Raw genomic sequence first — 24,854 nt, forward strand, 5'->3', positions numbered from 1 at the left:
CCAATAGTATCATATGACAGACTTTAATAAAAGACAAAAAGAATTAGAAGCAGCTCACGAGGCCTTAATTACCTTGTCGAATAAAGAAATTCCAAGTAGTAACGGCATCTTTAGCCGTTATCAAAATCCAATTCTCACCGGAGATCATGCACCTTTAAACTGGCGTTATGACTTCAACCCGGAAACCAATCCCTATCTACTGGAACGTTTCGGGATCAATGCAGCGTTTAACGCTGGCGCAATGAAGTTTAATGGCAAATACGTGCTGGCGGTGCGGGTGGAAGGTCTAGACCGTAAGTCCTTTTTCGCCATTGCAGAAAGTGAAAATGGCATTGACAATTTCCGCTTCTGGGACAAGCCTGTGGTGATACCGGAAACAGCTGAGCCTGATACAAACGTGTACGACATGCGCTTAACGGCCCATGAAGATGGCTGGATCTATGGTCTGTTTTGTGCAGAGCGGAAGGACCCTGAAGCACCGGCTTTTGATCAAACGATGGCTGTTGCACAATGCGGCATTGTACGCACCAAGGATCTTGTCAGCTGGGAGCGTCTTGCCGATTTAAAAACGCCTTCCCCACAACAACGGAATGTGGTGTTACATCCTGAATTCGTAAATGGAAAATATGCTTTCTATACCCGTCCGCAGGATGGATTCATTGAGTCTGGTACCGGAGGTGGCATTGGTTTTGGCTTGAGCGATACTATTGAAAATGCGGTTATCGACAAAGAAAGTATCGTCGACAATAAACAATATCACACGGTGTATGAAGCCAAAAACGGCTTAGGACCAGAGCCTTTAAAAACCGAACATGGCTGGTTACATCTGGCACACGGTGTACGTAATACCGCTGCAGGTTTGCGTTATGTATTATATTTGTTCATGACAGATCTTGAAGATCTAACCAAAGTGATCTATAAACCAGGGGGCTACTTCTTGGCTCCAATGGGTGAAGAGCGGATCGGTGACGTATCTAACGTGGTTTTTAGCAATGGCTGGATCAGAGATGAAGACGATAAGGTATTCATCTATTATGCCTCTTCTGATACCCGCATGCATGTTGCAACCAGTACCATTTCGAAGCTGTTAGACTACGTGATGAACACACCGGCTGATGGCCTGCGCTCCGCAGCCTCAGTGCAGTCGATCATCAAGATTGTCGATAACAACAAAGCGCTGGCTGATTAAATCAACTAAGATGATGAACAATAAAGGCGTCACCGTGCAGGACTATAAAGATGAGCTCGCTATTGAGTTGCAGAACATTCTGGATTATTGGAGCAAGCATACGGTGGATGAGGTTAATGGAGGCTTTTATGGCAAGATCTCCAATGCTAATACAGTTGAGGGTACCGCGCCCAAAGGCGCAGTACTAAACGCCAGGATTCTTTGGTCCTTCGCTGCGGCACACAACCTGAATCCAGTTCATGACCTAAGGCTTGCTGACCGGGCATATCAATACATCGTTGATCATATCATCGATCAGGAATATGGGGGCGTGTACTGGACGGTTGATTATCAAGGCCGGCCATTAGATACCAAGAAGCAGGTTTATGCACTTGCATTTACGATCTACGCTTTAAGCGAATATTTTCTGGCGAAAGGTGACGAAGTGATCAGAGATCACGCGCTGCGTTTGTACCGGGTTTTGCTGAAGCACAGCTTTGATGCCGAGCATGGTGGCTACCTGGAAGCTTTCAATCGCGAGTGGCAGGACATGGATGACCTCAGGTTGAGCAATAAGGATGCAAACGAAAAGAAAACGATGAATACCCACCTGCATGTGCTGGAGGCTTTCACCAACCTTTACCGCATTTGGCCCGATGCAGGCTTGAAAACGCAGATCATCGGGCTGCTCAATGATTTCCAGCATCATATCATAGATCCCAACACTTCTCGGATGCGCTTATTTTTCGATGAGCGATGGAATAGCAAGTCAAACATCATTTCCTACGGCCACGATATTGAAGCCTCCTGGTTGTTGCTGGAAGCAGCGGAAGTAATTGGCGATCATCAACTGGCAGAGGACATCAAAAAATTGGCGGTAAAAATGGCTGATGCCTGCCTTGAAGGACTGGATGATGATGGTGCCTTGTGGTACGAGAAAGATCCTTCAGCAAATCATATCGTAAAAGAAAAGCATTGGTGGGTACAGGCTGAAGCCATGGTGGGTTTTTATAATTCCTGGCAGATCAGCGGTCGCCATGACTTCCTTACCATCTCCTGCAAGAACTGGAACTTTGTGAAACAGTCCATATTGGACCGGCAGAACGGAGAATGGTTTTGGGGCGTTTACGAGGATGGACAGCTGATGGCTCAAGAGGACAAAGTTGGTCTGTGGAAGTGTCCATACCATAATAGCAGGGCCTGTATAGAATTAATTAAAAGAATTAAATAAGAAAGTCCCGGTTTACGCCGGGACTTTCTGGTTTTTATTAGGTTAGGTGAGTATACCGCGAATGGGTTTTCAATCCATTGGCGATAGCTTCTACAATTGCCGGGTTGATGTCTTCATCATCCACTACATCCCAGCTTCCATCTTTTTGCACCATTACGAAAGAATCTTTCTCAGGAAAAATGATCCTCAGGCCCTGTTCTCCATTATAATCTTCAGGTTCTGCATTCAATTCGATCTCATTTTCGGTAATCGGGTCTTTATAGGTAAATCTCATAGCACAAAATTTTATGTTATCTATTTAGAAAACAACCCGCTAAAGGTGAAGTTTTAAAAAATAAAATATAGGATTTAAGTGTTGAATATTACTTTTGGCACCATATGAAAACTAGATTATACGCCTTTTTAATTATTGTTTGTTTCTGTGCCTGTAAAAACAGCCCTAAAGAACAAAGCTATGTACCTCGTGCGCTAACGCAAAACGAAGACTTTAACCATTATCCCAAAAATCCTGAGGACGTTTTCAAAGTTGTTTTAGCCGCTCCTGGAGAACAAGCCGGGCCAGAAATTAAAGAGACCTTCCAGGTGAAATATAAGGACACCCTTATCAGGATACAGCCTGATGAAAAAGATAAAACTTTTCTTAAAGATCGTTTCAGTATTGCTGAAGTTGTGAATACGCAGAAGACCTGTGTACTTGTGCAGTTGGAAGGAAGTCTGAAAACAGAGGCGCCGTTCTTTCTGTTGTCGGCAAATAATGGCAAAGTTGAAGTCGTAAGTCTTTACCGCGCATCCAACGGGGCGAATGATCAGGAATTTACGAATGGTATGATTCGCGTGGGCAAGTCAGGGTACCTGATCAATAACGATGTATTTGTGACAACCGTAAATGCCCGGGTGTACCAAATCCCACGTCAGCAGGAAAACCAACGCATTCAGGGAAAATTCTTTTTGCAGTCAAAAGATAAAACAACGCTCGTATTTCTGACACAGGATTCCTTTTACCAGGTTCATTACCCTACAGGCAGCGTTTACACGGCGGCACTGCCGACGAAAGCGCCAAGGAATATGACCAATGTTTACAAATGGATTCAAAATAATTACACCTGGAAGAAAAATGGCAAAGGAATTGAGTTCCTGCAGTATGTAGACGATAATGCAATCGTCGACATCAGCGAATTCAAAAAATAAGCCATGGCGCAAAATCCATATCAAAGCGGAATACCAAATAGACCTGGAACAGGCTGGATAAAGTCAGTTTCGTATTTGATGGATGAGCAGTTTAGGCTGCCCGGCACAAAGTTCCGCTTTGGTATTGATCCGATCATCAACCTGTTCCCGGTTGTAGGGGATATGACGGGCTTTTTGATATCGGCGGGTATGTTGTTGGCGATGGCCCGCAATGGTGCCAGCAGTAAGGTGGTGGTCCTCATGTCCATCAATATTCTTGTTGATTCCATTATCGGGCCGATCCCGGTGATCGGGCATATTTTCGATTTCTACTTCAAATCCAATACCCGGAACCTGCGCCTGATGCAGGAATATTTTGTCGAAGGAAAACACCAGGGCAGTGGTAAAAACACCATAATCATTGCGTTAATCGTTCTTGTGCTTATCTTGGCCTTGCTGGTATACGGTCTGATCAAGGTGGGTGAATGGGTGATCGGCTGGTTTAGCTAGCGCAAAGCTTTAACACCACAGTTCAGATAATATGCTTTTAAGATCATTCCGTTCCGGTTTTTTCCTGCTACAGGTATGTTGCATTTGCCTCAGCGCCCTATTGCAGGCCTGTACCAGCGGCGATAAGTCCACTAGCTTAAAGACCGAAAAACCTGCAGCTTATCTCTTCGCTTACTTTACGGGCAACGGAAAAGGAGAGGAGGCCGTACATTTCGCATTGGGTGACGATGCATTGGCGTATAGAGCTTTAAACGACGATCAGCCGGTGATCAGTTCATCGGCACACAGCGTAACCGGTGGACTTCGTGACCCGCATATTCTGCGTGCGGAAGATGGTAAAACTTTCTACATGGTCGCGACAGACATGCATGTCGCGGTAAATGACTGGGGTCCGAACTATGGAATGGTGTTGTTGAAATCGACGGACCTGATCAACTGGACATCAAGCAAAGTGAATATTCCCAAAACATTTGAAGCATTTGCGGAGATCAATCGTGTTTGGGCGCCACAAACCATCTATGATCCGGAAACAAAGCAGTACATGATCTACTGGTCCATGCGCTTTGGTGAAGGGCCAGACAAGATCTACTATGCCTATGCCAACCAAGATTTCAGCGGCTTAAGCACGGAGCCGAAACAATTGTTCTTCAAACCCGGCGACGGTGCCTGTATAGATGGTACCATTGCTTTAAAAGATGGAAAGTACCATTTGTTCTTCAAAACTGAGGCACATGGAGACGGCATCCAAAAAGCGGTGTCCGATAAGCTTACCAGCGGTTACGTTTGGCAGAACAAGAACTTGCATCAAACCACAGAAGCGGTTGAAGGGGCAGATGTGTTCAAGCTGAACAATTCGAATGAATGGATCCTGATGTATGATGTTTATCGGAAGGGCAAATATGAGTTGTGCAGGAGCAAGGATCTGGAACATTTCGAAGTGATCGGAAATGGGGTAAGCATGGATTTTCATCCACGCCATGGTACGGTGATGCCGATCACTGCGGAAGAAGCTAAGCGGCTGTTCGCCCAGTTCGGCAAGTAACTTTCTGCAAGTTCTAGCTTAAGTGATGAGCATTGGCCCAAGGTAAATACTATCAGATTGGCGATTACGGTCTGCAGCAATATATGCGGCATAAATATGTACAGTCTTGTCGATGAAATCACGCGATAGGGCAAGGATTTGTTCTCCGGTTTCCCTGAAAGCGCCATGCACCACGTACTGTGCTGTCGAACTTTCCGGATGATAGGCAAGTGTCATCAGTTGATCTTTCGGGTCGGTGCCGTCCATGTAATCCGGCGACCAGTGGAATTGTAGTTTGTACGAGTCCTGCAAGGTTACGGAAAGACCAGCTGATTGTGGAAGATCTCCATTGCTGATCTTTGCTTCTTCCGGTACCACCTGACCATTTTCCATCGCATGTTTCAGTAGATAGGACTTAGCCGCATTAAAGCCGTAAGATGTTTGAGAATATCCTTTAAAGCCTACCCTCAGAAGCGGTAATAATGGTTTTAACCAAGCATGTGCTGCTGAAAACTTTTTCCTGTTTGCAAGCTCCGCACCCGTCGCCAGGCTTGTACGCGCATTTCCTTTGCTTTTCATGTAGGGGACCCCATTTCGGCTTGATCCCACAACCGGGCCTACTTTCCCTGAGAAAGCGCCGGTGATTCCTTCTGTATATTTGGCCATCTGAGCGTTAATTGTATGTTGTAAAATACGAAAAATAAAGTAAACAATGTAACTGAAAGGATATTAGTTTAAGAACAGTTACATTATAGCTGCAGTTCAGGTACAAAAGGCACCAAGGGCAAAGCCAGATCAGGCGCACAGTTGGGCTGCGGTCCATGTGCGTTCGATCTGGGTTTCATGTGGGTTTGATGTGCGATCTATCCCAAGCCAGGCCTACACTTTTCCTGCTGTCTTGGAACACTATTTGTTTCTATAAATTAATGGCTTCTGATTTTCATGGCCAGCTAAAATTTATATATTTGCCCATTGTAGCAACAAATAGAAATCGCTTCATCAACCAGAGAAAATTTTAAATAGATGAAAAAAACATTAGGATTAGGCATCACAGTCTTAGGATTATTGATAATCGCAGGTGGATTTATTTTAACAGCTTCCAATCACCGCAGCATATTTGATTCAGCGAGTAGCTTGAATGCCGCTGCAGGCTTGGTTTATGGCGGATTTATCGTTTTCGGTATCGGCCTGATTCTTTTCGCTTCTACAATCGAATTTGCAGGAACACAAGCAAGAAGATCAAGATAATCGTATCGGAGAATAAACATCGAAAGCCATTGAATGAAGATTTAATGGCTTTTTTATTATAAGCAACTTTGGAAGAGAGAAAGCCCGTTATATTAGATAAAAAAGCAGCGCTGATGAAGGCAGAGCATTATTGTGCCTACCAGGAGCGTGCGCAGCAGGAAATCAGGAATAAACTCTATGAATGGGGCCTGCATGCAGCAGATGTCGAGAATATCATCTCTGAACTGATCACGACCAACTTTCTAAACGAAGAACGTTTCGCCATGTCCTATGTGTCTGGCAAGTTCAACATCAAGAAATGGGGAAAGATTAAGATCAAGCAAGGCTTGAAGTTACGTAAAGTGCCAGATCGTATGATTACTAAGGCGCTAAACAGCATCAATTACGATGATTATCTACAGGTGATACAGGCTGCTGCAGAGAAAAAACTGCGAACGATCACCGAGAAAGACCCATACAAAAGGAAGCATAAGCTCATGACTTATCTGATGCGGAAGGGCTTTGAAAGTGATGTGATTTTATCTGTCCTGAAAGACAATAACTTACAATAAACTTCTAAATTATTTAAGAAAAAACTTGTCAGGAAATGTTTTGTCACTATATTTGCAATCCCAAACGGAACGAAGCACATTAAAAAAGTAAGCGTTTCAGAGGGACAAAACATCGGAGATGTTTTACAAAATGCGAAAGTAGCTCAGTTGGTAGAGCACGACCTTGCCAAGGTCGGGGTCGCGAGTTCGAATCTCGTCTTTCGCTCTAAATGTCTTCCTACCAGGAGGCATTTATTTAGAAGGTTAATAGCCTGCTCAGATGGTGGAACTGGTAGACACGCAGGACTTAAAATCCTGTGACCTTAAAAGTCGTGCGGGTTCGATTCCCGCTCTGAGTACTAAAAAGCTGTTTTAATTGACGGCTTTTTTTATGGTCAACTTAAGACCGGAACATCGGAGATGTTTAAATCATGCGAAAGTAGCTCAGTTGGTAGAGCACGACCTTGCCAAGGTCGGGGTCGCGAGTTCGAATCTCGTCTTTCGCTCTAGAGCCTTCCAATTTGGAAGGCTTTTTTTGTGGACTTCATTTTAGTCTGCCGTCAATTGAAAACAACGATGAAGATACTTTCCGATAAAAAAGTAGGAAATCAGGGGATCGCCACCATCCTGGCATTTGCACTATTGCCACTTTCGGGCTTTGCAACCGATATATATATTCCCTCAATGCCCTCTATGGAGGCTGCATTAAGTGTGAGCAGCTTACAGGTTCAGCTTACTTTAAGTTTCTTCCTGATCAGCTACGGGGTCGGGCAGCTTTTTGTCGGCAGTATTGTCGATAGCTTCGGGAGGTATAACATCAGCCTTGGAGCATTAATTCTCTTTATTATTTCCTGTTTCGTCATTTCCAATACCGGAAACATCTATGTCATTTACCTCATGCGAATTGTACAGGGGATAACCGTTGCAAGTATCGTAGTGGCCAAACGGGCGTTTTTTGTAGACGTGTATTCCGGTGATCAGCTGAAGGCTTATCTCAGCATATTTACGATCGTTTGGTCTACGGGACCGATTATCGCACCATTTTTAGGTGGCTATCTGCAGAACTTTTTCGGTTGGGAATCAAATTTCTATTTTCTTGCTGCCTTTGCAACGATAATTCTGGTGCTTGAGCTGATCTTTAGCGGTGAAACGATTCGTCAGCAAACGGAATTCCGGATCCGCAAAATTATTCAGATCTATGGCGAAATGATTAAGACAGCGAGCTTTACCTTAGGCATTGTGATGCTGGGCCTGGCGTATTCTATGGTGATGGTTTACAACATGTCCGGACCCTTTATCATTGAGCATGCCTTTGAGATGAGTCCTATTGTGACAGGCTATTGTTCGCTCATTCTTGGCTTCGCATGGATGGTTGGTGGTTTCATCGGAAAAGCGACCATAAAAAGTCCGATGCTGAAGAAGATGCTGGTCAATGTTGGCTTGCAGTTAACATATACGATATTAATGATTTTGAGCCTCGGCTACTTGGAGAACCTCTATACGCTGTTGTTTTTCGCATTTCTGATTCATGTTGGCGCAGGTTATACCTACAACAACTACTTCGCTTACTGCCTCACCAGGTTTCCTAAAAATGCGGGAATCTCTGGCGGGCTTACTGGAGGTATTGTATATATCCTGGTTTCCTTCCTGAGTTACAAAATCATTGACGTATTTCCGGCCAAAGATCAGCTGAACCTCAGTTACGGTTATTTCGTACTTGCCTTAGGTTCCTGTGTACTGATGTTTATTCTAGCCAGATATCTGAATAAACCTGGCCAGCAAAGGGAAGCATAAGTACCTTGAAAAGTCCCGATCACCATGCCTTACAAGAGGTACAACGTTAGGTGATATCGACGATTTTTCCTACTTTGCTAGTCAAACATTAACGTCAAGCGAATGAATTTACGAATAGCGCTCACGCTTTTTCTCTCCACTGCTTTTTCTTTGAACTATGCACAGGATAGGTCACTAACCTCGGATTCTAAGATAGAAAGAGTCATTGTTTTTCTGGATGGTGCACAAATTGAACGTACCTCAACGGCCACGATCCCGGCAGGAACATCTAGTATTGTCTTTCATGATCTTTCACCAGAGATCGAAGAACAGAGTATCCAGGTGAAAGGCGCAGGGAACTTCAGCATTCTTTCTGTTGGTCGCCAAAATAACTACCTGAATGAACAGAAAGCCAATGAGGAGATAAAAATTCTTGAACAAAGGCTGAATGACCTGAATGACCAGGTAGATATCAAACAAAACAACATTCTCAACCTGAAGAAAGAAGAGGATCTGCTGGCTGCTAACCAGAGTGTAGGAACCGGGGGAGCAGGACTTGACCTAAATAAGTTGAAGCAGCTGCTTGAATTTCAACGAGCAAGATTGACAGAAAACAAGTTAAAGCAACTGGAAAATGAGAAAGCGATTAAGCGGCTTAACGAAGATATTTCAAAATTGCAGAAGCAAAGTAATGAACTTAGGGACAAGAACAGGAACAACACCAGTGATATTGTCGTAAAAGTGAATGCAAAGGCGCCAACTGCCGGAACGTTCAGAATCACTTATCTTATTAAAAATGCACGCTGGTACCCTTCTTACGACATCCGCGCAAGGGCTGTAAATGAGCCGGTGGATTTAATTTATCGCGCGAACATCAGTCAACAGAGTGGGGAAGCATGGAAGAATGTAAAATTGGTGCTTTCCTCCGGCGACCCTTCGCGGGGAGGAAACAAACCTACATTGAAGCCGTATCAAATTGGATATAACACATCATCCTATGCCCCAGCATCTAATATAAACCGGGTAAGTGGCAGGATAACGGATATGCAGGATGGCTCAGCGTTGTCCGGAGTAAGTATACGGGTGAAAGGAACGTCAATTGGCACCACCTCTGATGCAAATGGCGATTACGCCATACAGATTCCTCCGGGAAATGCTTCTCTGGAGTATGCCTTTGTAGGTTACGAGACCATCGAACGTCCGGTCACAGCAGCCGTAGCAAGTGTGCAGCTTGAGCCAATTACCGCTTCATTAAACGAGGTCGTAGTTGTTGGTTACGGCGCCAAGGGTACTTCACCGGAACTTGCCTCCCTGCAGGGGAAAGCGCCGGGCCTAGCCATCCGGGGGAAATCCAATGTTCCGGGCTCCATTCCGCTACAAGTAGCGGTTCAGCAGAACCAAACAACGGTTCAGTTTGAAGTTGCGCAGCCTTATACCATGCTCAGCGATGGAAAGCAATTGACCGTGGAACTTGCGGAACATCATTTAGCAACGGATTACAATTATTATGCAGTTCCAAAACTGAGTGAAGATGCTTACTTGAATGCCTCATTGACGGGAATAACGGACCTCAATTTAATGAGCGGCGAAGCCAACATTTTCTTCGAGGGTGCTTTTCTAGGTAAAACTTTGATTGATGTACAGCAAGCTAGTGACACACTGACCGTTTCCTTGGGTGTAGACAAAAATCTAATTGTAAAACGTATTCAGCAGAAAGATCAGAACAGTAAATCGGCGATCGGCTCGAATATGCGGGCAACCAGGTCCTTTGCTTATCAGATCTCAAGCAGGAAAGCTGTGCCTGTAACGCTGCATGTGGAAGATCAAATACCGGTTTCCACCAGCAGTGAGGTATCCGTTGAGAAGCTGGAACTTTCCAATGCCGATTTGGATGCGAACTCAGGTATGTTAACCTGGAAGCTACAGCTGCAACCTAACGAGAAGAAGGAGCTCGAAGTGATTTACCAAGTAAAATATCCGAAGAATCGGCCAATTCAATTGGAATAGAATCGTTGTACTAATGCAAAAAAACTGGTTTTACCGCACCTTAATTGCCGGATTGGCAGCCATTAGAGCTTGAACGAAAGCATCGGCATTAGCGGGCGACATGTAGATGTCGTCCCACTTATTGTATCTTATGATTATTCCCTTGCTTGCAGTAGCTGGTCTTAAACCTGCAAACATTGTTTTGTTTTTTCTGATTTCAACAATGCTGCTTATTTCGATCGAACCCTTAAGCAGCGCGGATTTGTAGTGCAGCTTATTGTCCGAAATCACGTAATGGGTATCAAAGATTGTCCATAGTAAGTAAAACAAGGTGGCAAGTATTACCACAAAGGGTATATAAGCCTCATCAACTAAGCAGAACAAGCTTAAAAACAATAAGAAGCTACTAATGGCCATCATCGAAAAGCCCTTACGTGAATAGAATTTCATAAGCTGTTATTATGCATTTTTGTACTTGTCACCTAAAACTCAATATCCTGAATATCTCTGATGCAAAGATAGGAGCTAATCAATGTTTTTTCAATTGGCAGCCGGAGCCAGATCGAGAAAACTCACAATCTTTACGTTTGGATCTTTTGCCAGGATATCTTCCATAAGCTTCCTGTGCCCTGCACCGACGCCAACGATCACCCTTTTTGCATGATTGGCTTTGGCCTGACGAAGTACGTTCGCACACATCCCTTCATTTCTAAGCGTCCATTGAGCAAACATGTCTTTAACATGCTGATCCGGGAAGCCTGCCCAACCGTAAAAGTGGCTACCGCCATAAAAGTTCCACGCATCATTTAACTCCGCATATCTGGGATGCGCCATATTGTAGTAAGGAGATTTGGTCATGTGCTTTTCGTCTTCCGGTGTCAGGTTCGAATACTTGATAATTGCTGCGTAGGTTTTCGCCTCTGCTGAACTGGTGTCAGCTTTAGCCTTCGTTCTAAGCACTTTGAACGCGGAATCAGCTTTTGCCCATGCCTCAGACCAGGGACGGTCGTACTTCTGACAATCCATCGGATAAATCTGATTCTGTTTCAAGCCATACAGCAAGGGGAAGTAGATATTGGTGTACTCACTTAATGGGCGGTAAAGGCGCAGCTTCTTCAGACTGTCCAAATTGCCGAAATGTTGAGTATAGTAGGCCATCTCTGATTTACCAAAGTGCTTTTTCATTTCATGTTCTATCAGGTAGATTTGGTAATCGGCATTACCACGGTCACTTTGCATGATGTACCAGGCTGTAAGATCCATCCTGACTTTGTGCAGGTAAGGAAACTTTTGTAATGCGCTTTGGGCTTCCTGGATTTTCTTGTTCAGGTTTTTTGGTGTTTGTCGGTAGGTCTTTGCAATGAACTCTTTCGATTTCTTCATGCCTTGGAATGCCCAGGTTCCCGGCTCAAGTGCTTCGTAGTCCGCAGGGGAGAGGTACTCACCAAAAACCATATCCGGCTTGAAGTTGGTCAGTTTTCGTACGACCATGTCGTAGTCTTCCGCACCCGGTTTATTTTCATGGTCCGAGCCCAGCACAAGGATTTCCGTCGTTTGTGCAACTATGCCTTTACTAAAAAGCAGGGCGATAAAAGTTAAAAAGATGCAGATGTTTGTTTTCATATTGTTCATTTTTATTTTGATTGTGTCTCAAAAATGAACTTCGTCTGCTGGCTGAAAAATATTATGATCCGAAATGGCTGGAACATTATCCCAATCGCTATATTCCAGATTTCAGCACTTAAGCTGCAAAATAGCGGCATTGGTATATAAAATGGGTATGTTCGGATAAGAAAAGCGGAGTTCTTGAGATCTTTCAATAGTTTTAGATCATGAAGAAATTGAGCATCGTAACCATACACATTATTTGCTGGACAGTCCTGCTGCTTTATGGTTATGGAAGTTACCTGCTCAAAGAAGATTTCAGCTTTTATGATATCGCTTTCGGCATGTCGATATCCCTCGTGCAGGTGATTCAGTTCTATATCTGTTACCTATGGGTGTATCCCCGGTATATGCGGCGAGGAAAAGTGCCGCAGTTGATCGGCGGTTTGCTGGTTGCCTTTTTTGTATTTGTAACTTGTCGTTATCTGCTAGAAGAGGTGATCTACCGTGCGGTCTTCGGTATTCACAATTACTCGGACGACACCAGTTTGCAGCATTACATTTTGGACAATGTTTATTATGGAAGCTTCTACATTGTGGTTGCGGGAGCAGCCTGGGGCGTCGTGAATGCGTTCCAAACGGAGAAGCATCAGCGCTTGCTGCAGGCGGAGGCGAAAAAAGCGGAACTCGCATTCTTGAAGTCCCAGATCAACCCCCATTTTCTTTATAATACGCTCAACTACGTCTATTCACTAGCCATTCCCGTTTCCGAAAAGCTGGCAGATGCTGTGTTGAAGCTTTCTGATTTGATGCGTTATACCTTGCAGGACAGTCCTGATGGGATGGTTCTGCTGCATAAAGAAATTGAGTACCTGGAGAGCTATATTGCCCTGTTCAGGATGCGCTTTGAGCCAGCCTTTTACGTCCGGTTCAGCTTACAAGGCATTGCTGAGCAAAAGATCGCTTCTTTATTGCTTATTCCATTTGTGGAAAACGCATTTAAACACGGCGTGGTAAATAATCCTGAATATCCTGTTGAGATCACTCTAAAGATAATTGGGAAACATCTTGAATTCAGGGTTTCCAATTTGATCAACCCTGGACAGAAAGATCATTCGAGTGGTATCGGCCTGGTTAATATTCAAAGACGCCTTGATTTGATCTATCCTGATCAACATGAACTTAACGTTGAAAAACATGAAAACTATTATGCGTCGTCTTTGATCATAGCATTAAGTTAATGTTGTTGTTTAAATTTAGCCTATGATACGCTGCCTTGCCGTCGATGACGAAGCTTACGCCTCAGAGATCCTTGCGGGATATATCCGGAAAACGCCCGGCCTGGAGCTTGTAAGTACCACAACTAATCCTTTCGATGCCATTCAGCTGGTGCAATCGGGTGAAGTGGATTTGGTGTTCCTGGACATTCAAATGCCTGAGCTAAATGGAATTCAATTTTTAAAGATATGTGGCCGTAGCTGTAAGGTCATCCTAACGACGGCATATGAGCAATATGCATTAGAAGGCTTTGAACATGATGTAGTAAACTATCTTTTGAAACCCATTCCCTATGATCGTTTTTACAGAAGTATCATGAAAGCCAAACAACTTTTTGAGGGCGATACACCGAAATTAAAAAATGAACCGGAGCATGCTAACGGAACTGCTTTCGCAACCGATTATATTTTTCTAAAAGGGGACAGCAAAAACAAATTCATTAAAGTTGATCTGAAAGATATCATATATATAGAGGGTTTGAAGAACTACATCTCCGTTTATACGAGCACACAACGTTTGATCACTTACCAGTCATTACGGGATTTTGAAGGCCAGCTTCCACCCACCGAGTTTATCCGGGTACATAAATCCTATATTATTCCATTTGGAAAAATCAGCACGGTCGACGGCAATAGCTTATTCATAAACAACCAGCTGATTCCCATCGGCGACGCCTTCAAGGAGGCTTTCTTTAAGGCTATCAAGGAGCGGAGGTCCTGAAGGGCTTACTCAAGCGCTACAAAGTGGTATTCTTTGCCAGGTTTAGTTTCGAAGCTGTACTCGATCTGCTTACCTGTACTTCTTGCACGCAAGTTTTCCATCCTGCTCTTTAAGGCTGTTGTTGAACTTATACGGCACAAACCTCCCGAAAGTGACTTGATGCTAAGTGATGTAAGCTTGCCATTTTTCCAGCTGAGATTGGTGATCTCAAAGTTACCCCGGGCTTTTAAGCCACTTACATTGCCCTTAGGCCAAGCTACAGGAAGTGCAGGTAGAATTTGAATGGTTGGAGTTTGACTTTGTACAAGCATCTCGGCAATGCCAGCGGTATACCCGAAGTTTCCGTCGATCTGAAAAGGTGGGTGTGCGCAGAATAGGTTCGAATAGATTCCTCCACCATCATTATAATTGAAGCCTTTTTCCCCAGCCGGGGTAATGAAATTTTGCATGATCTTGTATGCATGATCCCCATCCTGAAGTCTCGCCCAGAAGTTCATTTTCCATGCCATAGACCAGCCTGTTGAAGCATCGCCACGTGCCAGTAAGCTAACCTTTGCAGCCTGTGCAAGTTCAGGTGTTTCCGTGGTGTTGATTTGCCTGCCCGGGTGTAGAGCAAAGAGGTGTGACACATGTCTGTGTTTATCTGTTGGGTCATCACGGTCGGTTTCCCATTCCTGTAGCTGCCCCCATCTGCCAATCTTAGGTGGCAGCAGACGTTCACGCAGATCGCTTACACGTTTGGCATATTCCTGATCAATTTCTAAAATAGCTGCGGTTTCCAGGTAGTTGGTAAACAGGTCCCAAATAATTTGATGATCGTGAGAGATGCCGTCTTCTGTTGGGCCATGTTCCGGCGACCAGCCAAGCGGGGCAACCAGGATGCCGTCAGGTCTTCTTTTCAAATGATCATCCCAAAACTCAACAACCTCTTTCATAATGGGGTAAGCAAACTCACGCAGGTACTTTTCATCCTTGTTAAAGGCATAATGTTCCCATAGTGCCTGAGCAAACCAGGCGCTTCCAGGCGTGTTCCAAAGGAAGCTTTCTCCACCAAAGGGATTACCTTCGGTGCGTACGGTCCAGCCGCGTACACCTGGATACTGTTTTTTGGTGTGCATCTTTTTGACTTCACGAATGCTGTTGATATAGTCCAGATAGGGAACATGACATTCGGCAAGGTTTGTTGGCTCCGCAAGCCAGTAATTCATTTGGATGTTGATGTTGGAGTGGTAATCGCTTCCCCAAGGTGGGGTATTGCTATTGTTCCATAGCCCTTGAAGGTTTGCCGGAAGTCCACCGGCTCTGGACGATGCAATCAGCAGGTATCTGCCATATTGAAACAGTAAGCTCTCCAGCTGCGGGTCTTTGGTGTTCTTATAGTTGAGTACACGGGCAGCAGTGGTTTTTTGGCTTAGACCGGGATTACTGCCCAGGTCTAATTTCACCCGAGCGAAGAGCTGTTTATAATCTTTCAGATGATTCGCCATCAGGGCTTGAAATTTCTTTTTTGCAGCTGCATTCAGAACCCTGCTGTTCTGGACCGCAGGATCTTCGCCTTTCCAATTTTGATCTCGCTTATTGATGAAGTCTGTAGATGCCGTAAAGATGATACTAAAACCATCTGCATTACTGATTTTAAAAGCGGATCCACCCTGCTGATCCGGTACAATACTGCCACTACCGCCTTCCACCTGTATCAAGGCACTTGCCTGGTACTTCATTCCATTATTCAGACGCCCCGCAAAACTTATGGTCTGGCCCGCTATGGAGGCTTTACTTCCATGTTCATCTTTAAGTCGAATGACAGCGGAGTAGGCACCTTTTTGATCTGCAGCAAACTTCAGGACCATCACTTTATCTGGAAAACTTGTGAAATACGTCCGGTTGAACTTAACCTGGTTCTGGGTATAGCTAATTTCATGTACCGCATTTTCAAGATCCAGGCTACGCCTGTAGTGATCCACCCGGTCAGCGGACTGGCCACTGGGCTTGCCCTGTCCGAAATCGATGAGCATATCACCGAAAGCCTGATACATCCCACGATCAGACTCGTCGCCTGTCCACAGCGTATTCTCATTGAATTGGATACGTTCCTGTTGAACACCGCCGAAGATCATGCCCCCAATTCTGCCATTGCCAATAGGATAAGCCTGCGTCATCCAGTCTGTCGCTGCTTTATCATCCCATAATACTAGCTGCGGTTTTGCCGCAGTTGAGCGGGGCGTTTGGGCAAGGATCTGCTGTTTGATGATCATCAGATGTATGAAAAAAACAAGAATAAGGGTGGATAGGAACTTGATCTTGAACTGCATAGTTAAATCTGGTTAGCAGACGAATCTACCAATTGTGCCAGATTTTTACAATTCCGCGGCCAGCAATCGGCGCCATTGGGTCAGCATAGCTGTTTTTAGGAGAACAATTGTATTTTTGCGGCATGGCCGATACCCTAAATAACATCATCAAGCGAGAACTTAAGCTGCTTTTCCAGCTGAAAAAGACAGAGCGTTTGTGGCATGTTCCGGTGTTAGCGTCATTGTGTGTCGGTCTTCCCTTGCTTGCAGGTTATCTGTTAGGTCATCTTGAATATGGCATCGTGTCTTGTCTTGGTGGATTGGTCATTCTGTATTTACCGCCGACAAATTTCCGGCATCGCCGAAGTACCATGTTGTTCAGTTCTCTGGGCTTCATCCTGAGCTATTCACTTGGTTTGGTGTTCAGCTTCAATCCGGTATTGTCATCGCTCATGATGGCGGTGTTTGCCTTTTTTGTAAACTGGATTACAAACATCTTCAAGCTTGGCCCTCCGGGAAATTTCTTCTTCATCATGATTGCCGCCATGGCTAGTTGCCAGCCCTTTGACCTGGAGGCCATTCCGGTTAAAGCAGGATTGTTGGCCCTGGGTGTTCTTTTTGCCTGTGCACTAGCGTTGCTGTACAGCCTGTATATGACCGCTAAATACAAGGATAAGCTTCAGTCGGTTATTCCAGGAAAGAAAAACACCATTATAATAGCTGAGTCGGTCACCATTGGTGCATTTACAGGACTTTCCTTGTTTGTGCCACACCTGCTCGATTTCCATAACCCATATTGGGTGCCGATCTCGTCGTTGGCCATCATGCAGGGCGTGAGTCTGACTCATGTATGGCAAAGAAGTTTTCACCGCATGTTGGGTACGGTCGTAGGGCTTGGGCTTACCTGGGTGTTATTGAGGTTCGATATGCAGCCGTTATCCGTATGTGTAAGTATCCTGATCCTGCAATTCATTATTGAGATGCTGATCGTGCGCCATTATGCCTTAGCCTGTATATTCATTACGCCGCTTACGATCTTTCTGGCCGACATCGGAAGCCTGTTTACTGTAGATTCGGATCTGTTAATTTCGGCGAGGTTCACAGATATTGCTGTTGGTAGTCTGATTGGCGGGGTAGGTGGATGGCTCTTACACCATCAGCAGTTGAAAGCGAAGGCAGACCGGCATATGCGCATTGCTAAGGTGCTTGTTCGTAGAAGACGGTAATCGTCAATTTTTTATTACGATCTGTTTTAAGAAATTTTTATTTATACATTTATAAAACTTTAGGGGTGTCCGATAGGACTGAGATAATACCCTTTGAACCTGATGCAGTTCGTACTGCCGAAGGGAAAAGTGATGGAAACACGTATGCGTGTAGCCTTTCTTTCCTCCTGCGGGACCATTCCTAAAGTATAATGCTATACAAGATGGAAGTAACCGTAAATCAAGAAACTTTAGAGATCCAGGAAAACTGCAGTATCGCAACTTTGTTGGACCTGTTGCCAAATTTACCTGCCAAGGGTATTGCTGTAGCCATTAATCAACAGCTGATTACCAGATCCGAATGGTCCGGGCGCAAGCTGGTCCAGGGCGACAAGGTCATGATTATCAAGGCAACCCAAGGCGGCTGATATGGAGCTGATCGTGATATCGAGTCCTGAATTCCTGCAGGACGAGGCGAGGGTGATCAATGAACTTTTTGCTGCGGGGATGAAACGTTTTCACCTGCGTAAGCCCAATGCAAGCGTCGCGAAATTGATTGAGCTGATCAGTGCTATTGATCCGGGCTATAGGTCTGAAGTGGTGCTACATCAGCAGCACGAGCTTGCCGATGGTTTTTCAATGCATAGAAGACATTATCCCGAAGCTTTACGCCTGATACAAGGAGAGCTACTGGAAGCGCAGAAGCGACGTGGCACGGGTTTGAGTACCTCCATTCACAAGCTAGAACATGCGTGTACGCTGTCTGTCTTTGATTACGTCTTTTTTAGTCCCGTATTTAACAGCATATCTAAACTCGGATACCATGGGACACTTTCTCCTGAGTTCCGCCTATCAAAATCGGCAGCCACCCCCGCAATCATTGCATTGGGCGGAGTGGATTACGGCAATATTCCCCTGGCAATGGAGATGAACTTTGATGGCGTTGCCGTCTTAGGCGCCATATGGAATAAACCCGGTTCCCCTGTGGAGCATTTTTTACGCATCCAAGACTGTATTCATAAACAATTAGAAAACCCGGTACAAAACTTAAGACATGATTGATAGACTACATTACATATCTCAACCTGATGGCGTGGGAGATCACCTGCCAGCCATCAAAAAGGCACTTGCTGCAGGCTGCAAGTGGATACAGCTGCGAATTAAAGATCGCGAGACTGCATTTATGCTGGAGCAGGCTTTTGCAGCCAAAGCGCTCTGTGATGCAAATGGTGCTAAGCTGATTGTTAACGATCATCCGGATGTTGCACTGGCGGTAGCTGCCTATGGTTTACATCTTGGTTTGTCGGACATGCCGATCGTTGCTGCCCGGGGTATTGTTGGTCCGGAAATGATTATCGGCGGTACGGCAAACACCTTTGAGCATGTGGTACAGCGGGTAAGTGAAGGCGCAGACTATGTTGGACTCGGCCCATTCCGCTTTACCTCAACCAAGAAGAACCTCAGCCCCATATTGGGAATGCCTGGATACACAACGATAATGAAGCAGTTGCAAGAGTCAGCAATTGATATTCCCGTAATCGCTATTGGTGGCTTGATTGCCGGGGACATTCCCGCACTCCTGGAAGTTGGCTTGTACGGCGTGGCCATATCGGCGGCGATAACATGCTCCGATATGCCAGAAGTTGTAGTTTCCTCGCTTAGGCAGGCATTAAACCAAAACTTGAATCCTTTAAATCGATAATGATGTTAAAAATTGCAGATAAAACCTTTGGTTCAAGATTGTTCAGCGGAACGGGCAAGTTTAATGATGCCGCCATTATGGAGGAAGCGTTAATTGCTTCCGGTTCAGAGCTGGTTACCGTTGCGCTCAAGCGCGTGAACTTGAACAATGCCGATCAGGATGATTTGATGCTGCGGCTGAATGCTCCACATATAAACTTGTTACCAAATACCTCTGGCGTTCGTAATGCGCGGGAAGCGGTATTCGCCGCGGAGCTGGCTCGTGAAGCACTTGAAACAAACTGGATCAAGCTGGAGATACACCCTGATCCGAAATACCTGATGCCCGACGCGGTCGAAACGCTCAAAGCCACGGCAGAACTGGTGAAATTAGGGTTTGTCGTACTTCCTTACATCCATGCGGACCCGGTGTTGTGTAAGCGTTTGGAAGAAGTGGGCAGCGCTGCGGTGATGCCCCTTGGCTCGCCCATCGGCAGCAACAAGGGTTTGCGAACTATTGATTTCCTGGAGATCATTATCGACCAAAGCAATGTGCCTGTGGTGGTTGATGCCGGCATTGGTGCACCTTCTGATGCTGCGAAAGCCATGGAAATCGGTGCAGATGCGGTGTTGGTAAATACCGCTATTGCCGTTTCCGCAAATCCCATGCAGATGGCCGTAGCCTTCAAGCTGGCTGTTGAAGCCGGAAGGATGGCCTATGAAGCGCGGCTTGCACCTTTAGTTACACACGCGGTTGCCAGCAGCCCCTTAACTTCTTTTCTGGATGAATAGTTTTGTCGACCTATTTGAACGCTATAGCTGGGCTGAGGTAAAAGCCAGCATTTATAGCAAGACTGTTGTGGACGTGCAGGCTGCATTGCAGGCAAAGAAACGTACACTGGAGGATTTTATGGCGCTGATCTCACCAGCAGCTGCGCCCTTTCTGGAACAAATGGCACAACAAAGCCGTGACTTAACCTTGAAGCGCTTCGGCAAGGTTATTCAGATGTATGTGCCACTATACCTTTCCAATGAGTGTAATAATATCTGCACTTATTGCGGCTTCAGCTATGACAATAAGGTCAAGCGAAAAACCCTCAACGCTATTGAAATCATGCAAGAAGTTGCACGTATCAAAGAGATGGGGTATGACCATGTGCTGCTGGTTACCGGTGAACACCATCTGAAAGTTGATGTTGCTTATTTTCAAAGTGTGCTGCAGCTCATCCGGCCGCATTTTGCACATATCGCCATGGAAGTGCAGCCCTTAGATCAGCAGGATTATGAGACCTTAAAACCATTCGGTTTAAATACGGTGCTGGTCTATCAGGAGACGTATCATAAGGAAGATTATAAAAAACATCACCCCAAAGGGAAAAAGTCGAACTTTAACTATCGACTGGAAACACCCGACAGGATCGGTTCCGCAGGTATACATAAGATCGGCTTAGGTGTTTTGATTGGGCTGGAAGACTGGCGCACAGATTCTTTCTTTACAGCTCTGCACTTGAATTACCTGGAAAAGAGATACTGGCAGAGTAAGTACAGCATTTCCTTTCCAAGGCTGAGACCCTTTAGTGGCGGGCTGGAGCCTAAGGTAGAGATGAGTGATACGGAACTGGTGCAGCTTATTTGTGCATATCGCCTTTTTAATGAGGAACTTGAGCTTTCTATCTCCACCAGGGAATCAGAACACTTCCGGAACAATGTGCTTAAACTTGGAATCACTTCAATGAGTGCAGGCTCGAAGACGAATCCCGGCGGCTATGTGGTTGACCCGCAATCATTGGAGCAGTTTGAAATCTCCGATGAACGCAGTCCTCAGGAAATTGCGACCATGATCCGGGCCCAAGGGTATGAACCGGTATGGAAGGACTGGGATAATTGTTTGATGTCATGACGGCAGACAGGGAATTAAGATACAGATATCCTAGTGTGCTGACTATTGCAGGTTCGGATAGTGGTGGTGGCGCAGGTATTCAAGCCGACTTGAAGAGCTTTGCTGCGCTGGGCTGCTATGGTACTTCCGCGATCACAGCGGTGACGGTTCAGAACACCTTGGGTGTGCATGGCATTCACAGCATTCCACCAGAAATTGTAGCGGCCCAGATTCGAGCGGTCATGGACGACATTAAACCTGCGGCGGTGAAGGTCGGTATGGTACACACGCCAGAACTGGCAAACATAATCAACGAGACCCTAAAGAATTATACCGGTGTACCGGTGATCTTCGATCCGGTCATGGTTTCGACCAGCGGGCACAAGTTGATCTTAGATGAAACGATCGCGGCCTTGAAAGCTGGATTGATTGTTTCCGCAGATTTACTTACACCTAACCTGGATGAAGCGGCCTTGCTGTGTGGTATACCCATATCTTCCTTAGCAGAGATGCTTGAAGCTGCAGAACTCCTTGTTGGGATGGGATGCAAGGCAGTGCTTTTGAAAGGTGGTCATCTTACTGGTCCAGTGATTCAGGACGTATATGTTACTTCAAAAGGGATAAGATCTGTATTTGAAGCGCCCTACATCGAAACCCGCAATACGCATGGAACAGGTTGTACGCTTTCCGCTGCGATTGCCGCACAACTCGCACTCGGCGACTCCATGATCCCAGCCATTGAAAAAGCAAAAAACTACCTGAGTTTAGCGCTTGAACAAGGTAAGGACGTCCATACCGGTGAAGGCTCCGGTCCGCTAAACCATTTTTTTGAGCCAAGGCGCCAAGCTAAGCTGGTCATAGTTAGGGCATAAAAAAGGGGTACGACAAAGCCGTACCCCTGATTATCTAATTTGATGTTGGGTATTACATAGGAGGGATGGTTCCGGTTCCGGTAGTTCCACCAGTTGTACCCGATCCAGTTGTTCCACCGGTTGTACCTGAACCTGTAGTTCCGCCAGTTGTACCGGTTGTGCCAGTAGTTCCGGTAGTGCCCATGGTACCGGTGCCAGTAGTACCTGTAGTTTTACCAGGTTTTACTTTTCCTTTTCTTTCAGTTGGAGGTGTGGTTGTACCAGTGGTTCCGGTAGTACCTGTACCTGTACCAGTAGTTCCTGTTCCAGTTCCGATTGTACCAGTTCCAGTACCTGTGGTTCCGGTACCTGTACCTATCGTACCGCTAGATGTTCCAGTACCTGTCGTTCCGGTGCCTGTGCCAATTGTTCCAGTTCCGGTGCCAGTAGTTCCAGTTCCTGTACCAATTGTACCAGTTCCTGTTCCAGTTCCGATTGTACCAGTCCCTGTACCAGTTGTTCCTGTTCCAGTACCAATTGTTCCAGTCCCTGTTCCGGTAGTTCCGGTAGTTCCAGTACCTGTACCTGTTGTACCAGTACCTGTTCCGCTAGTCCCTGTTGTTCCCGTCTGTGCAACTGCATAGTTCATTGCTAGTGCAATTATTGCGGTCGAAAAAATTACTCTTTTCATAAGATTTCAATTTAAGTTTTTAATAGGTGATTGCCATAACTACAATTTGGAGGGCCAGAGGTTTCCTGTTTTGAATTTTTGGGTACTTATCCAGCTACAAAGCGTGTAAGCCGTTGTGAGTAAACCTATAATGCGTTGCGGAATACGTGAAGGTGAAGGATTTCTGATCTTCAGTGTGCTGTATTTTAGCCTCTTTTAGGTATTCTATACCTGATTTGCGGTTTTGTGAAACCAACATCAAAGCTCCCTGTTTTTAGCCCGTGCTCAAATCAGAGCACTACATAAATTATGCACTCGGAATGGTTAGTTCAATGTTAGGAACAATAAGAAGGGTTTTCAAACAGCAGGATGAAATTAGTAAGCGGATCAAGCACCGGCATCGTGCTTTCTGGAGCCCTAAAAATGCGGAAGATGTCAGAAATACGATTATGGATGCCGAGGACTCCATGGAGCGTTGGCAAAGGGAAGAATATTGGCAGCGTAAACTCAGCAACAAATATAACGCGAAGCAGTTCGCATTGAAATTGGGCTGTAAGGTTGCTGATCTCTATTGGAATGGACGAGACGTAGAAACAATAGATTTCAGTCAATTCCCGGAACAATACGTGATCCGTCCCACCATCGGGCATTCTTCTGGTAATGTTTTTATCATGGATAAGGGGTGCAATCTGTTTGATAACCAGTGCTATGAAGATGAGGACATACGTAGGTTGTTGGCGTCGAAGTTAGCAGAAAGCCCCAGACTTGAATTTCTGATTGAGGAATTCCTGCAGGAAGAACCAGGTAAATACAAAGTTCTCAACGACTATAAGTTCTTTTGTTTCAATGGGGAGATTGCAAGCTGTCAACTGATCAACAGGCTAGGGCCAAAGGCGGGCTTCGGAAGTTTTTACGATGAACACTGGAACCCTATGGAAGCTGTTCATCCGGGTTATACCCTTGTAGCGCCGAAACCCAGACCCGAATGTCTGGAAGAAATGGTACAGCAGGTAAAGGTTTTAAGCAGGGCTTACAAAATCTTTTGCCGCATCGATTTTTACGCAACTACCAAGGGCGCCGTATTTGGAGAATTCACGCCAACGCCCGGAATGGGTGAGGGTTACAGCAAATTTGGACAGCGTTTATTGCTTAGCTATTGGGATAAATACTGTGCAGGTCTAGTATAAAACGGCTAAACAAAACCAAAAGGAAGGCTGTTCTTCTATTTCTTAATCATTAGGAATAAGCCAGTTAAACATTTGAAGCAATATGGATATTCAGATCAAACAAAGTGAGACCTACTTTCTACCCGATCAGATTTCGGAGGATGTGCATTCCAGGGCATGGAAAGTAAACCAGGAGTTCATCAGAAAAGTTGATACTACAGAATACCCTTGTGTAGGTGCTAAAGCTGCTTTTAACACCAAACAATACCGTTTAGGTATTTACGGCGGTATGGCTGCTGAAGACAGTACCCAAGCGCTTGCGAACGATCTGAAATTGTACATTGAAGACTCGCTGGGCAAAGACTGCAACTATATGTCCATGATTGCCGTGTTTGAGGACAAGGTGGATTCAGAGCTGGAGTTTGAAAAAAAGCTCTGGCAGCAGCTGCAGAAGTTGCATGATGCCGATACCGATGCAGACTGGGACCCATCCGTCAGCAGCGATCCGGCAGATAAAAACTTCAGCTTCAGCTTCAACGGATATGCCTTTTTCGTCGTAGGCTTACATCCTCAGGCAAGCCGTCGTGCAAGGCGATTTGGCTTCACTGCCATGGCTTTCAACCTGCATAAACAATTCGAGGCACTTCGTGAATCTGGTGTTTACGAAAAGATGAAAAATACCATCCGCACACGGGAGAAGAACTATGACGGCGGTATTAACCCCATGCTTAAGGACCATGGTCAAGGACTTGAAGCGCCGCAATATAGCGGTAGGGAAGTTGATGAAAGCTGGAAGTGTCCGTTCCTAAGTCGTAGCATGGATCTTTCGGATCTTGATCTGAGTTCAAATCCACATAAGTAGTAGCAGCGTAACC

General features: G+C 45.4%; 26 protein-coding genes, 3 tRNA genes and 1 riboswitch. Of the genes, 23 read left to right on the plus strand and 6 right to left on the minus strand.

Annotated features, from left to right (window positions below):
- Positions 1 to 13 precede the first annotated feature (13 nt).
- A complete protein-coding gene (locus tag AC5WJX_RS01090; protein ID WP_494482990.1) occupies positions 14 to 1,189 on the plus strand; it encodes a glycoside hydrolase family 130 protein in 1,176 nt (391 codons plus the stop codon).
- A 10-nt stretch (positions 1,190 to 1,199) separates the two neighbouring features.
- Positions 1,200 to 2,399 carry an AGE family epimerase/isomerase gene (locus AC5WJX_RS01095; protein WP_494482991.1) on the plus strand — a complete coding sequence of 400 codons (1,200 nt, stop codon included), beginning with the start codon at positions 1,200 to 1,202 and terminating at the stop codon, positions 2,397 to 2,399.
- A gap of 37 nt (positions 2,400 to 2,436) precedes the next feature.
- Here the strand turns inward: AC5WJX_RS01095 and AC5WJX_RS01100 are convergent, their stop codons facing one another.
- Entirely contained in the window at positions 2,437 to 2,673 is a 237-nt protein-coding gene (locus tag AC5WJX_RS01100) for a hypothetical protein (RefSeq protein WP_494482992.1), read from the minus strand.
- A gap of 104 nt (positions 2,674 to 2,777) precedes the next feature.
- On the opposite strand from AC5WJX_RS01100, the gene AC5WJX_RS01105 reads away from it, so the two are divergent.
- Genes AC5WJX_RS01105 through AC5WJX_RS01115 form a run of 3 tightly spaced genes read left to right on the plus strand, consistent with a single transcriptional unit; the run spans position 2,778 to position 5,118 of the window.
- On the plus strand, positions 2,778 to 3,587 hold the full coding sequence (locus tag AC5WJX_RS01105; RefSeq protein WP_494482993.1) for a hypothetical protein: 810 nt from the start codon (positions 2,778 to 2,780) through the stop codon (positions 3,585 to 3,587).
- 3 nt (positions 3,588 to 3,590) lie between these two features.
- Complete coding sequence (locus AC5WJX_RS01110) at positions 3,591 to 4,076, plus strand: DUF4112 domain-containing protein (protein WP_494482994.1); 486 nt, start codon at positions 3,591 to 3,593, stop codon at positions 4,074 to 4,076.
- A gap of 31 nt (positions 4,077 to 4,107) precedes the next feature.
- The gene (locus AC5WJX_RS01115) at positions 4,108 to 5,118 is read left to right on the plus strand and encodes a glycoside hydrolase family 43 protein (protein WP_494482995.1); all 1,011 of its coding nucleotides are present in this window, start codon (positions 4,108 to 4,110) and stop codon (positions 5,116 to 5,118) included.
- An 18-nt stretch (positions 5,119 to 5,136) separates the two neighbouring features.
- On the opposite strand, the gene AC5WJX_RS01120 is transcribed toward AC5WJX_RS01115, so the two are convergent.
- Entirely contained in the window at positions 5,137 to 5,763 is a 627-nt protein-coding gene (locus tag AC5WJX_RS01120; protein WP_494482996.1) for a DUF6266 family protein, read from the minus strand.
- 357 nt (positions 5,764 to 6,120) lie between these two features.
- Between AC5WJX_RS01120 and AC5WJX_RS01125 the strand changes: the two genes are divergently transcribed.
- The 7 genes from AC5WJX_RS01125 (at position 6,121) to AC5WJX_RS01155 (ending at position 10,655) form a co-directional block, all read left to right on the plus strand.
- The gene (locus tag AC5WJX_RS01125) at positions 6,121 to 6,345 is read left to right on the plus strand and encodes a hypothetical protein (RefSeq protein ID WP_440429934.1); all 225 of its coding nucleotides are present in this window, start codon (positions 6,121 to 6,123) and stop codon (positions 6,343 to 6,345) included.
- A 68-nt stretch (positions 6,346 to 6,413) separates the two neighbouring features.
- Positions 6,414 to 6,896, plus strand: a complete 483-nt coding sequence (locus tag AC5WJX_RS01130; RefSeq protein ID WP_494482997.1) for a regulatory protein RecX — start codon at positions 6,414 to 6,416, stop codon at positions 6,894 to 6,896.
- 132 nt (positions 6,897 to 7,028) lie between these two features.
- Positions 7,029 to 7,101, plus strand: a tRNA-Gly gene (locus AC5WJX_RS01135).
- Positions 7,102 to 7,149: 48 nt separating this feature from the next.
- Positions 7,150 to 7,234, plus strand: a tRNA-Leu gene (locus tag AC5WJX_RS01140).
- Positions 7,235 to 7,308: 74 nt separating this feature from the next.
- A tRNA-Gly gene (locus AC5WJX_RS01145) sits at positions 7,309 to 7,381 on the plus strand.
- Between the two features lie 70 nt (positions 7,382 to 7,451).
- A complete protein-coding gene (locus tag AC5WJX_RS01150; protein ID WP_494482998.1) occupies positions 7,452 to 8,669 on the plus strand; it encodes an MFS transporter in 1,218 nt (405 codons plus the stop codon).
- Positions 8,670 to 8,771: 102 nt separating this feature from the next.
- Positions 8,772 to 10,655, plus strand: a complete 1,884-nt coding sequence (locus AC5WJX_RS01155; RefSeq protein ID WP_494482999.1) for a mucoidy inhibitor MuiA family protein — start codon at positions 8,772 to 8,774, stop codon at positions 10,653 to 10,655.
- A 30-nt stretch (positions 10,656 to 10,685) separates the two neighbouring features.
- On the opposite strand, the gene AC5WJX_RS01160 is transcribed toward AC5WJX_RS01155, so the two are convergent.
- Both AC5WJX_RS01160 and AC5WJX_RS01165 read right to left on the minus strand, forming a co-directional pair.
- Positions 10,686 to 11,084, minus strand: a complete 399-nt coding sequence (locus AC5WJX_RS01160; protein ID WP_494483000.1) for a PH domain-containing protein — start codon at positions 11,082 to 11,084, stop codon at positions 10,686 to 10,688.
- A 90-nt stretch (positions 11,085 to 11,174) separates the two neighbouring features.
- The gene (locus AC5WJX_RS01165) at positions 11,175 to 12,257 is read right to left on the minus strand and encodes a DUF5694 domain-containing protein (RefSeq protein ID WP_494483001.1); all 1,083 of its coding nucleotides are present in this window, start codon (positions 12,255 to 12,257) and stop codon (positions 11,175 to 11,177) included.
- 209 nt (positions 12,258 to 12,466) lie between these two features.
- Between AC5WJX_RS01165 and AC5WJX_RS01170 the strand changes: the two genes are divergently transcribed.
- A complete protein-coding gene (locus tag AC5WJX_RS01170; protein WP_440429925.1) occupies positions 12,467 to 13,480 on the plus strand; it encodes a sensor histidine kinase in 1,014 nt (337 codons plus the stop codon).
- A 22-nt stretch (positions 13,481 to 13,502) separates the two neighbouring features.
- Positions 13,503 to 14,237 (plus strand): LytR/AlgR family response regulator transcription factor, encoded by a 735-nt coding sequence (locus AC5WJX_RS01175; protein ID WP_494483002.1) that lies wholly within the window; start codon positions 13,503 to 13,505, stop codon positions 14,235 to 14,237.
- Between the two features lie 5 nt (positions 14,238 to 14,242).
- Here AC5WJX_RS01175 and AC5WJX_RS01180 read toward each other — a convergent pair whose 3' ends face one another.
- Positions 14,243 to 16,549 (minus strand): glycoside hydrolase family 95 protein, encoded by a 2,307-nt coding sequence (locus AC5WJX_RS01180; RefSeq protein WP_494483003.1) that lies wholly within the window; start codon positions 16,547 to 16,549, stop codon positions 14,243 to 14,245.
- Positions 16,550 to 16,671: 122 nt separating this feature from the next.
- Here AC5WJX_RS01180 and AC5WJX_RS01185 point away from each other — a divergent pair, with 122 nt between their 5' ends.
- From AC5WJX_RS01185 to thiD, 7 genes are all read left to right on the plus strand, one after another.
- Positions 16,672 to 17,754, plus strand: coding sequence for an FUSC family protein (locus tag AC5WJX_RS01185; RefSeq protein WP_494483004.1), 1,083 nt, complete (start codon positions 16,672 to 16,674; stop codon positions 17,752 to 17,754).
- A gap of 51 nt (positions 17,755 to 17,805) precedes the next feature.
- Positions 17,806 to 17,897: riboswitch (TPP riboswitch) on the plus strand.
- Positions 17,898 to 17,957: 60 nt separating this feature from the next.
- Positions 17,958 to 18,161, plus strand: a complete 204-nt coding sequence (thiS, locus tag AC5WJX_RS01190) for a sulfur carrier protein ThiS (protein WP_494483005.1) — start codon at positions 17,958 to 17,960, stop codon at positions 18,159 to 18,161.
- Positions 18,162 to 18,174: 13 nt separating this feature from the next.
- The gene (locus AC5WJX_RS01195) at positions 18,175 to 18,795 is read left to right on the plus strand and encodes a thiamine phosphate synthase (RefSeq protein ID WP_494483006.1); all 621 of its coding nucleotides are present in this window, start codon (positions 18,175 to 18,177) and stop codon (positions 18,793 to 18,795) included.
- Positions 18,788 to 19,435, plus strand: coding sequence for a thiamine phosphate synthase (locus AC5WJX_RS01200; protein ID WP_494483007.1), 648 nt, complete (start codon positions 18,788 to 18,790; stop codon positions 19,433 to 19,435). Before AC5WJX_RS01195 ends, AC5WJX_RS01200 begins: the two co-directional genes overlap by 8 nt.
- A 2-nt stretch (positions 19,436 to 19,437) precedes the next feature.
- Positions 19,438 to 20,205: a thiazole synthase gene (locus AC5WJX_RS01205; protein ID WP_494483095.1), complete on the plus strand. Its 768-nt coding sequence runs from the start codon at positions 19,438 to 19,440 to the stop codon at positions 20,203 to 20,205.
- Positions 20,198 to 21,313 (plus strand): 2-iminoacetate synthase ThiH, encoded by a 1,116-nt coding sequence (gene thiH, locus AC5WJX_RS01210; protein WP_494483008.1) that lies wholly within the window; start codon positions 20,198 to 20,200, stop codon positions 21,311 to 21,313. Before AC5WJX_RS01205 ends, thiH begins: the two co-directional genes overlap by 8 nt.
- Positions 21,310 to 22,164, plus strand: a complete 855-nt coding sequence (gene thiD, locus AC5WJX_RS01215) for a bifunctional hydroxymethylpyrimidine kinase/phosphomethylpyrimidine kinase (RefSeq protein ID WP_494483009.1) — start codon at positions 21,310 to 21,312, stop codon at positions 22,162 to 22,164. The genes thiH and thiD overlap by 4 nt, the downstream gene beginning before the upstream one ends.
- 52 nt (positions 22,165 to 22,216) lie before the next feature.
- Here the strand turns inward: thiD and AC5WJX_RS01220 are convergent, their stop codons facing one another.
- The gene (locus tag AC5WJX_RS01220; RefSeq protein WP_494483010.1) at positions 22,217 to 22,834 is read right to left on the minus strand and encodes a hypothetical protein; all 618 of its coding nucleotides are present in this window, start codon (positions 22,832 to 22,834) and stop codon (positions 22,217 to 22,219) included.
- A gap of 311 nt (positions 22,835 to 23,145) precedes the next feature.
- On the opposite strand from AC5WJX_RS01220, the gene AC5WJX_RS01225 reads away from it, so the two are divergent.
- Together AC5WJX_RS01225 and gntA are read left to right on the plus strand one after the other, a co-directional pair.
- A complete protein-coding gene (locus AC5WJX_RS01225) occupies positions 23,146 to 24,000 on the plus strand; it encodes an ATP-grasp fold amidoligase family protein (protein ID WP_494483011.1) in 855 nt (284 codons plus the stop codon).
- A gap of 82 nt (positions 24,001 to 24,082) precedes the next feature.
- Entirely contained in the window at positions 24,083 to 24,841 is a 759-nt protein-coding gene (gntA, locus tag AC5WJX_RS01230; protein WP_494483012.1) for a guanitoxin biosynthesis heme-dependent pre-guanitoxin N-hydroxylase GntA, read from the plus strand.
- Positions 24,842 to 24,854: the final 13 nt, after the last annotated feature.

It is taken from the genome of Pedobacter sp. NEAU-ZC8, assembly GCF_059278965.1.

Bases quoted from the DNA above. Each gene is read 5' to 3' on its own strand.
- AC5WJX_RS01090 (WP_494482990.1), top strand. From the start codon at position 14: ATGACAGACTTTAATAAAAGACAAAAAGAATTAGAAGCAGCTCACGAG.
- AC5WJX_RS01095 (WP_494482991.1), top strand. From the start codon at position 1,200: ATGATGAACAATAAAGGCGTCACCGTGCAGGACTATAAAGATGAGCTC.
- AC5WJX_RS01100 (WP_494482992.1), bottom strand. From the start codon at position 2,673: ATGAGATTTACCTATAAAGACCCGATTACCGAAAATGAGATCGAATTG.
- AC5WJX_RS01105 (WP_494482993.1), top strand. From the start codon at position 2,778: ATGAAAACTAGATTATACGCCTTTTTAATTATTGTTTGTTTCTGTGCC.
- AC5WJX_RS01110 (WP_494482994.1), top strand. From the start codon at position 3,591: ATGGCGCAAAATCCATATCAAAGCGGAATACCAAATAGACCTGGAACA.
- AC5WJX_RS01115 (WP_494482995.1), top strand. From the start codon at position 4,108: ATGCTTTTAAGATCATTCCGTTCCGGTTTTTTCCTGCTACAGGTATGT.
- AC5WJX_RS01120 (WP_494482996.1), bottom strand. From the start codon at position 5,763: ATGGCCAAATATACAGAAGGAATCACCGGCGCTTTCTCAGGGAAAGTA.
- AC5WJX_RS01125 (WP_440429934.1), top strand. From the start codon at position 6,121: ATGAAAAAAACATTAGGATTAGGCATCACAGTCTTAGGATTATTGATA.
- AC5WJX_RS01150 (WP_494482998.1), top strand. From the start codon at position 7,452: ATGAAGATACTTTCCGATAAAAAAGTAGGAAATCAGGGGATCGCCACC.
- AC5WJX_RS01155 (WP_494482999.1), top strand. From the start codon at position 8,772: ATGAATTTACGAATAGCGCTCACGCTTTTTCTCTCCACTGCTTTTTCT.
- AC5WJX_RS01160 (WP_494483000.1), bottom strand. From the start codon at position 11,084: ATGAAATTCTATTCACGTAAGGGCTTTTCGATGATGGCCATTAGTAGC.
- AC5WJX_RS01165 (WP_494483001.1), bottom strand. From the start codon at position 12,257: ATGAAAACAAACATCTGCATCTTTTTAACTTTTATCGCCCTGCTTTTT.
- AC5WJX_RS01170 (WP_440429925.1), top strand. From the start codon at position 12,467: ATGAAGAAATTGAGCATCGTAACCATACACATTATTTGCTGGACAGTC.
- AC5WJX_RS01175 (WP_494483002.1), top strand. From the start codon at position 13,503: ATGATACGCTGCCTTGCCGTCGATGACGAAGCTTACGCCTCAGAGATC.
- AC5WJX_RS01180 (WP_494483003.1), bottom strand. From the start codon at position 16,549: ATGCAGTTCAAGATCAAGTTCCTATCCACCCTTATTCTTGTTTTTTTC.
- AC5WJX_RS01185 (WP_494483004.1), top strand. From the start codon at position 16,672: ATGGCCGATACCCTAAATAACATCATCAAGCGAGAACTTAAGCTGCTT.
- thiS (WP_494483005.1), top strand. From the start codon at position 17,958: ATGGAAGTAACCGTAAATCAAGAAACTTTAGAGATCCAGGAAAACTGC.
- AC5WJX_RS01200 (WP_494483007.1), top strand. From the start codon at position 18,788: ATGATTGATAGACTACATTACATATCTCAACCTGATGGCGTGGGAGAT.
- AC5WJX_RS01205 (WP_494483095.1), top strand. From the start codon at position 19,438: ATGTTAAAAATTGCAGATAAAACCTTTGGTTCAAGATTGTTCAGCGGA.
- thiH (WP_494483008.1), top strand. From the start codon at position 20,198: ATGAATAGTTTTGTCGACCTATTTGAACGCTATAGCTGGGCTGAGGTA.
- thiD (WP_494483009.1), top strand. From the start codon at position 21,310: ATGACGGCAGACAGGGAATTAAGATACAGATATCCTAGTGTGCTGACT.
- AC5WJX_RS01220 (WP_494483010.1), bottom strand. From the start codon at position 22,834: ATGAAAAGAGTAATTTTTTCGACCGCAATAATTGCACTAGCAATGAAC.
- AC5WJX_RS01225 (WP_494483011.1), top strand. From the start codon at position 23,146: ATGTTAGGAACAATAAGAAGGGTTTTCAAACAGCAGGATGAAATTAGT.
- gntA (WP_494483012.1), top strand. From the start codon at position 24,083: ATGGATATTCAGATCAAACAAAGTGAGACCTACTTTCTACCCGATCAG.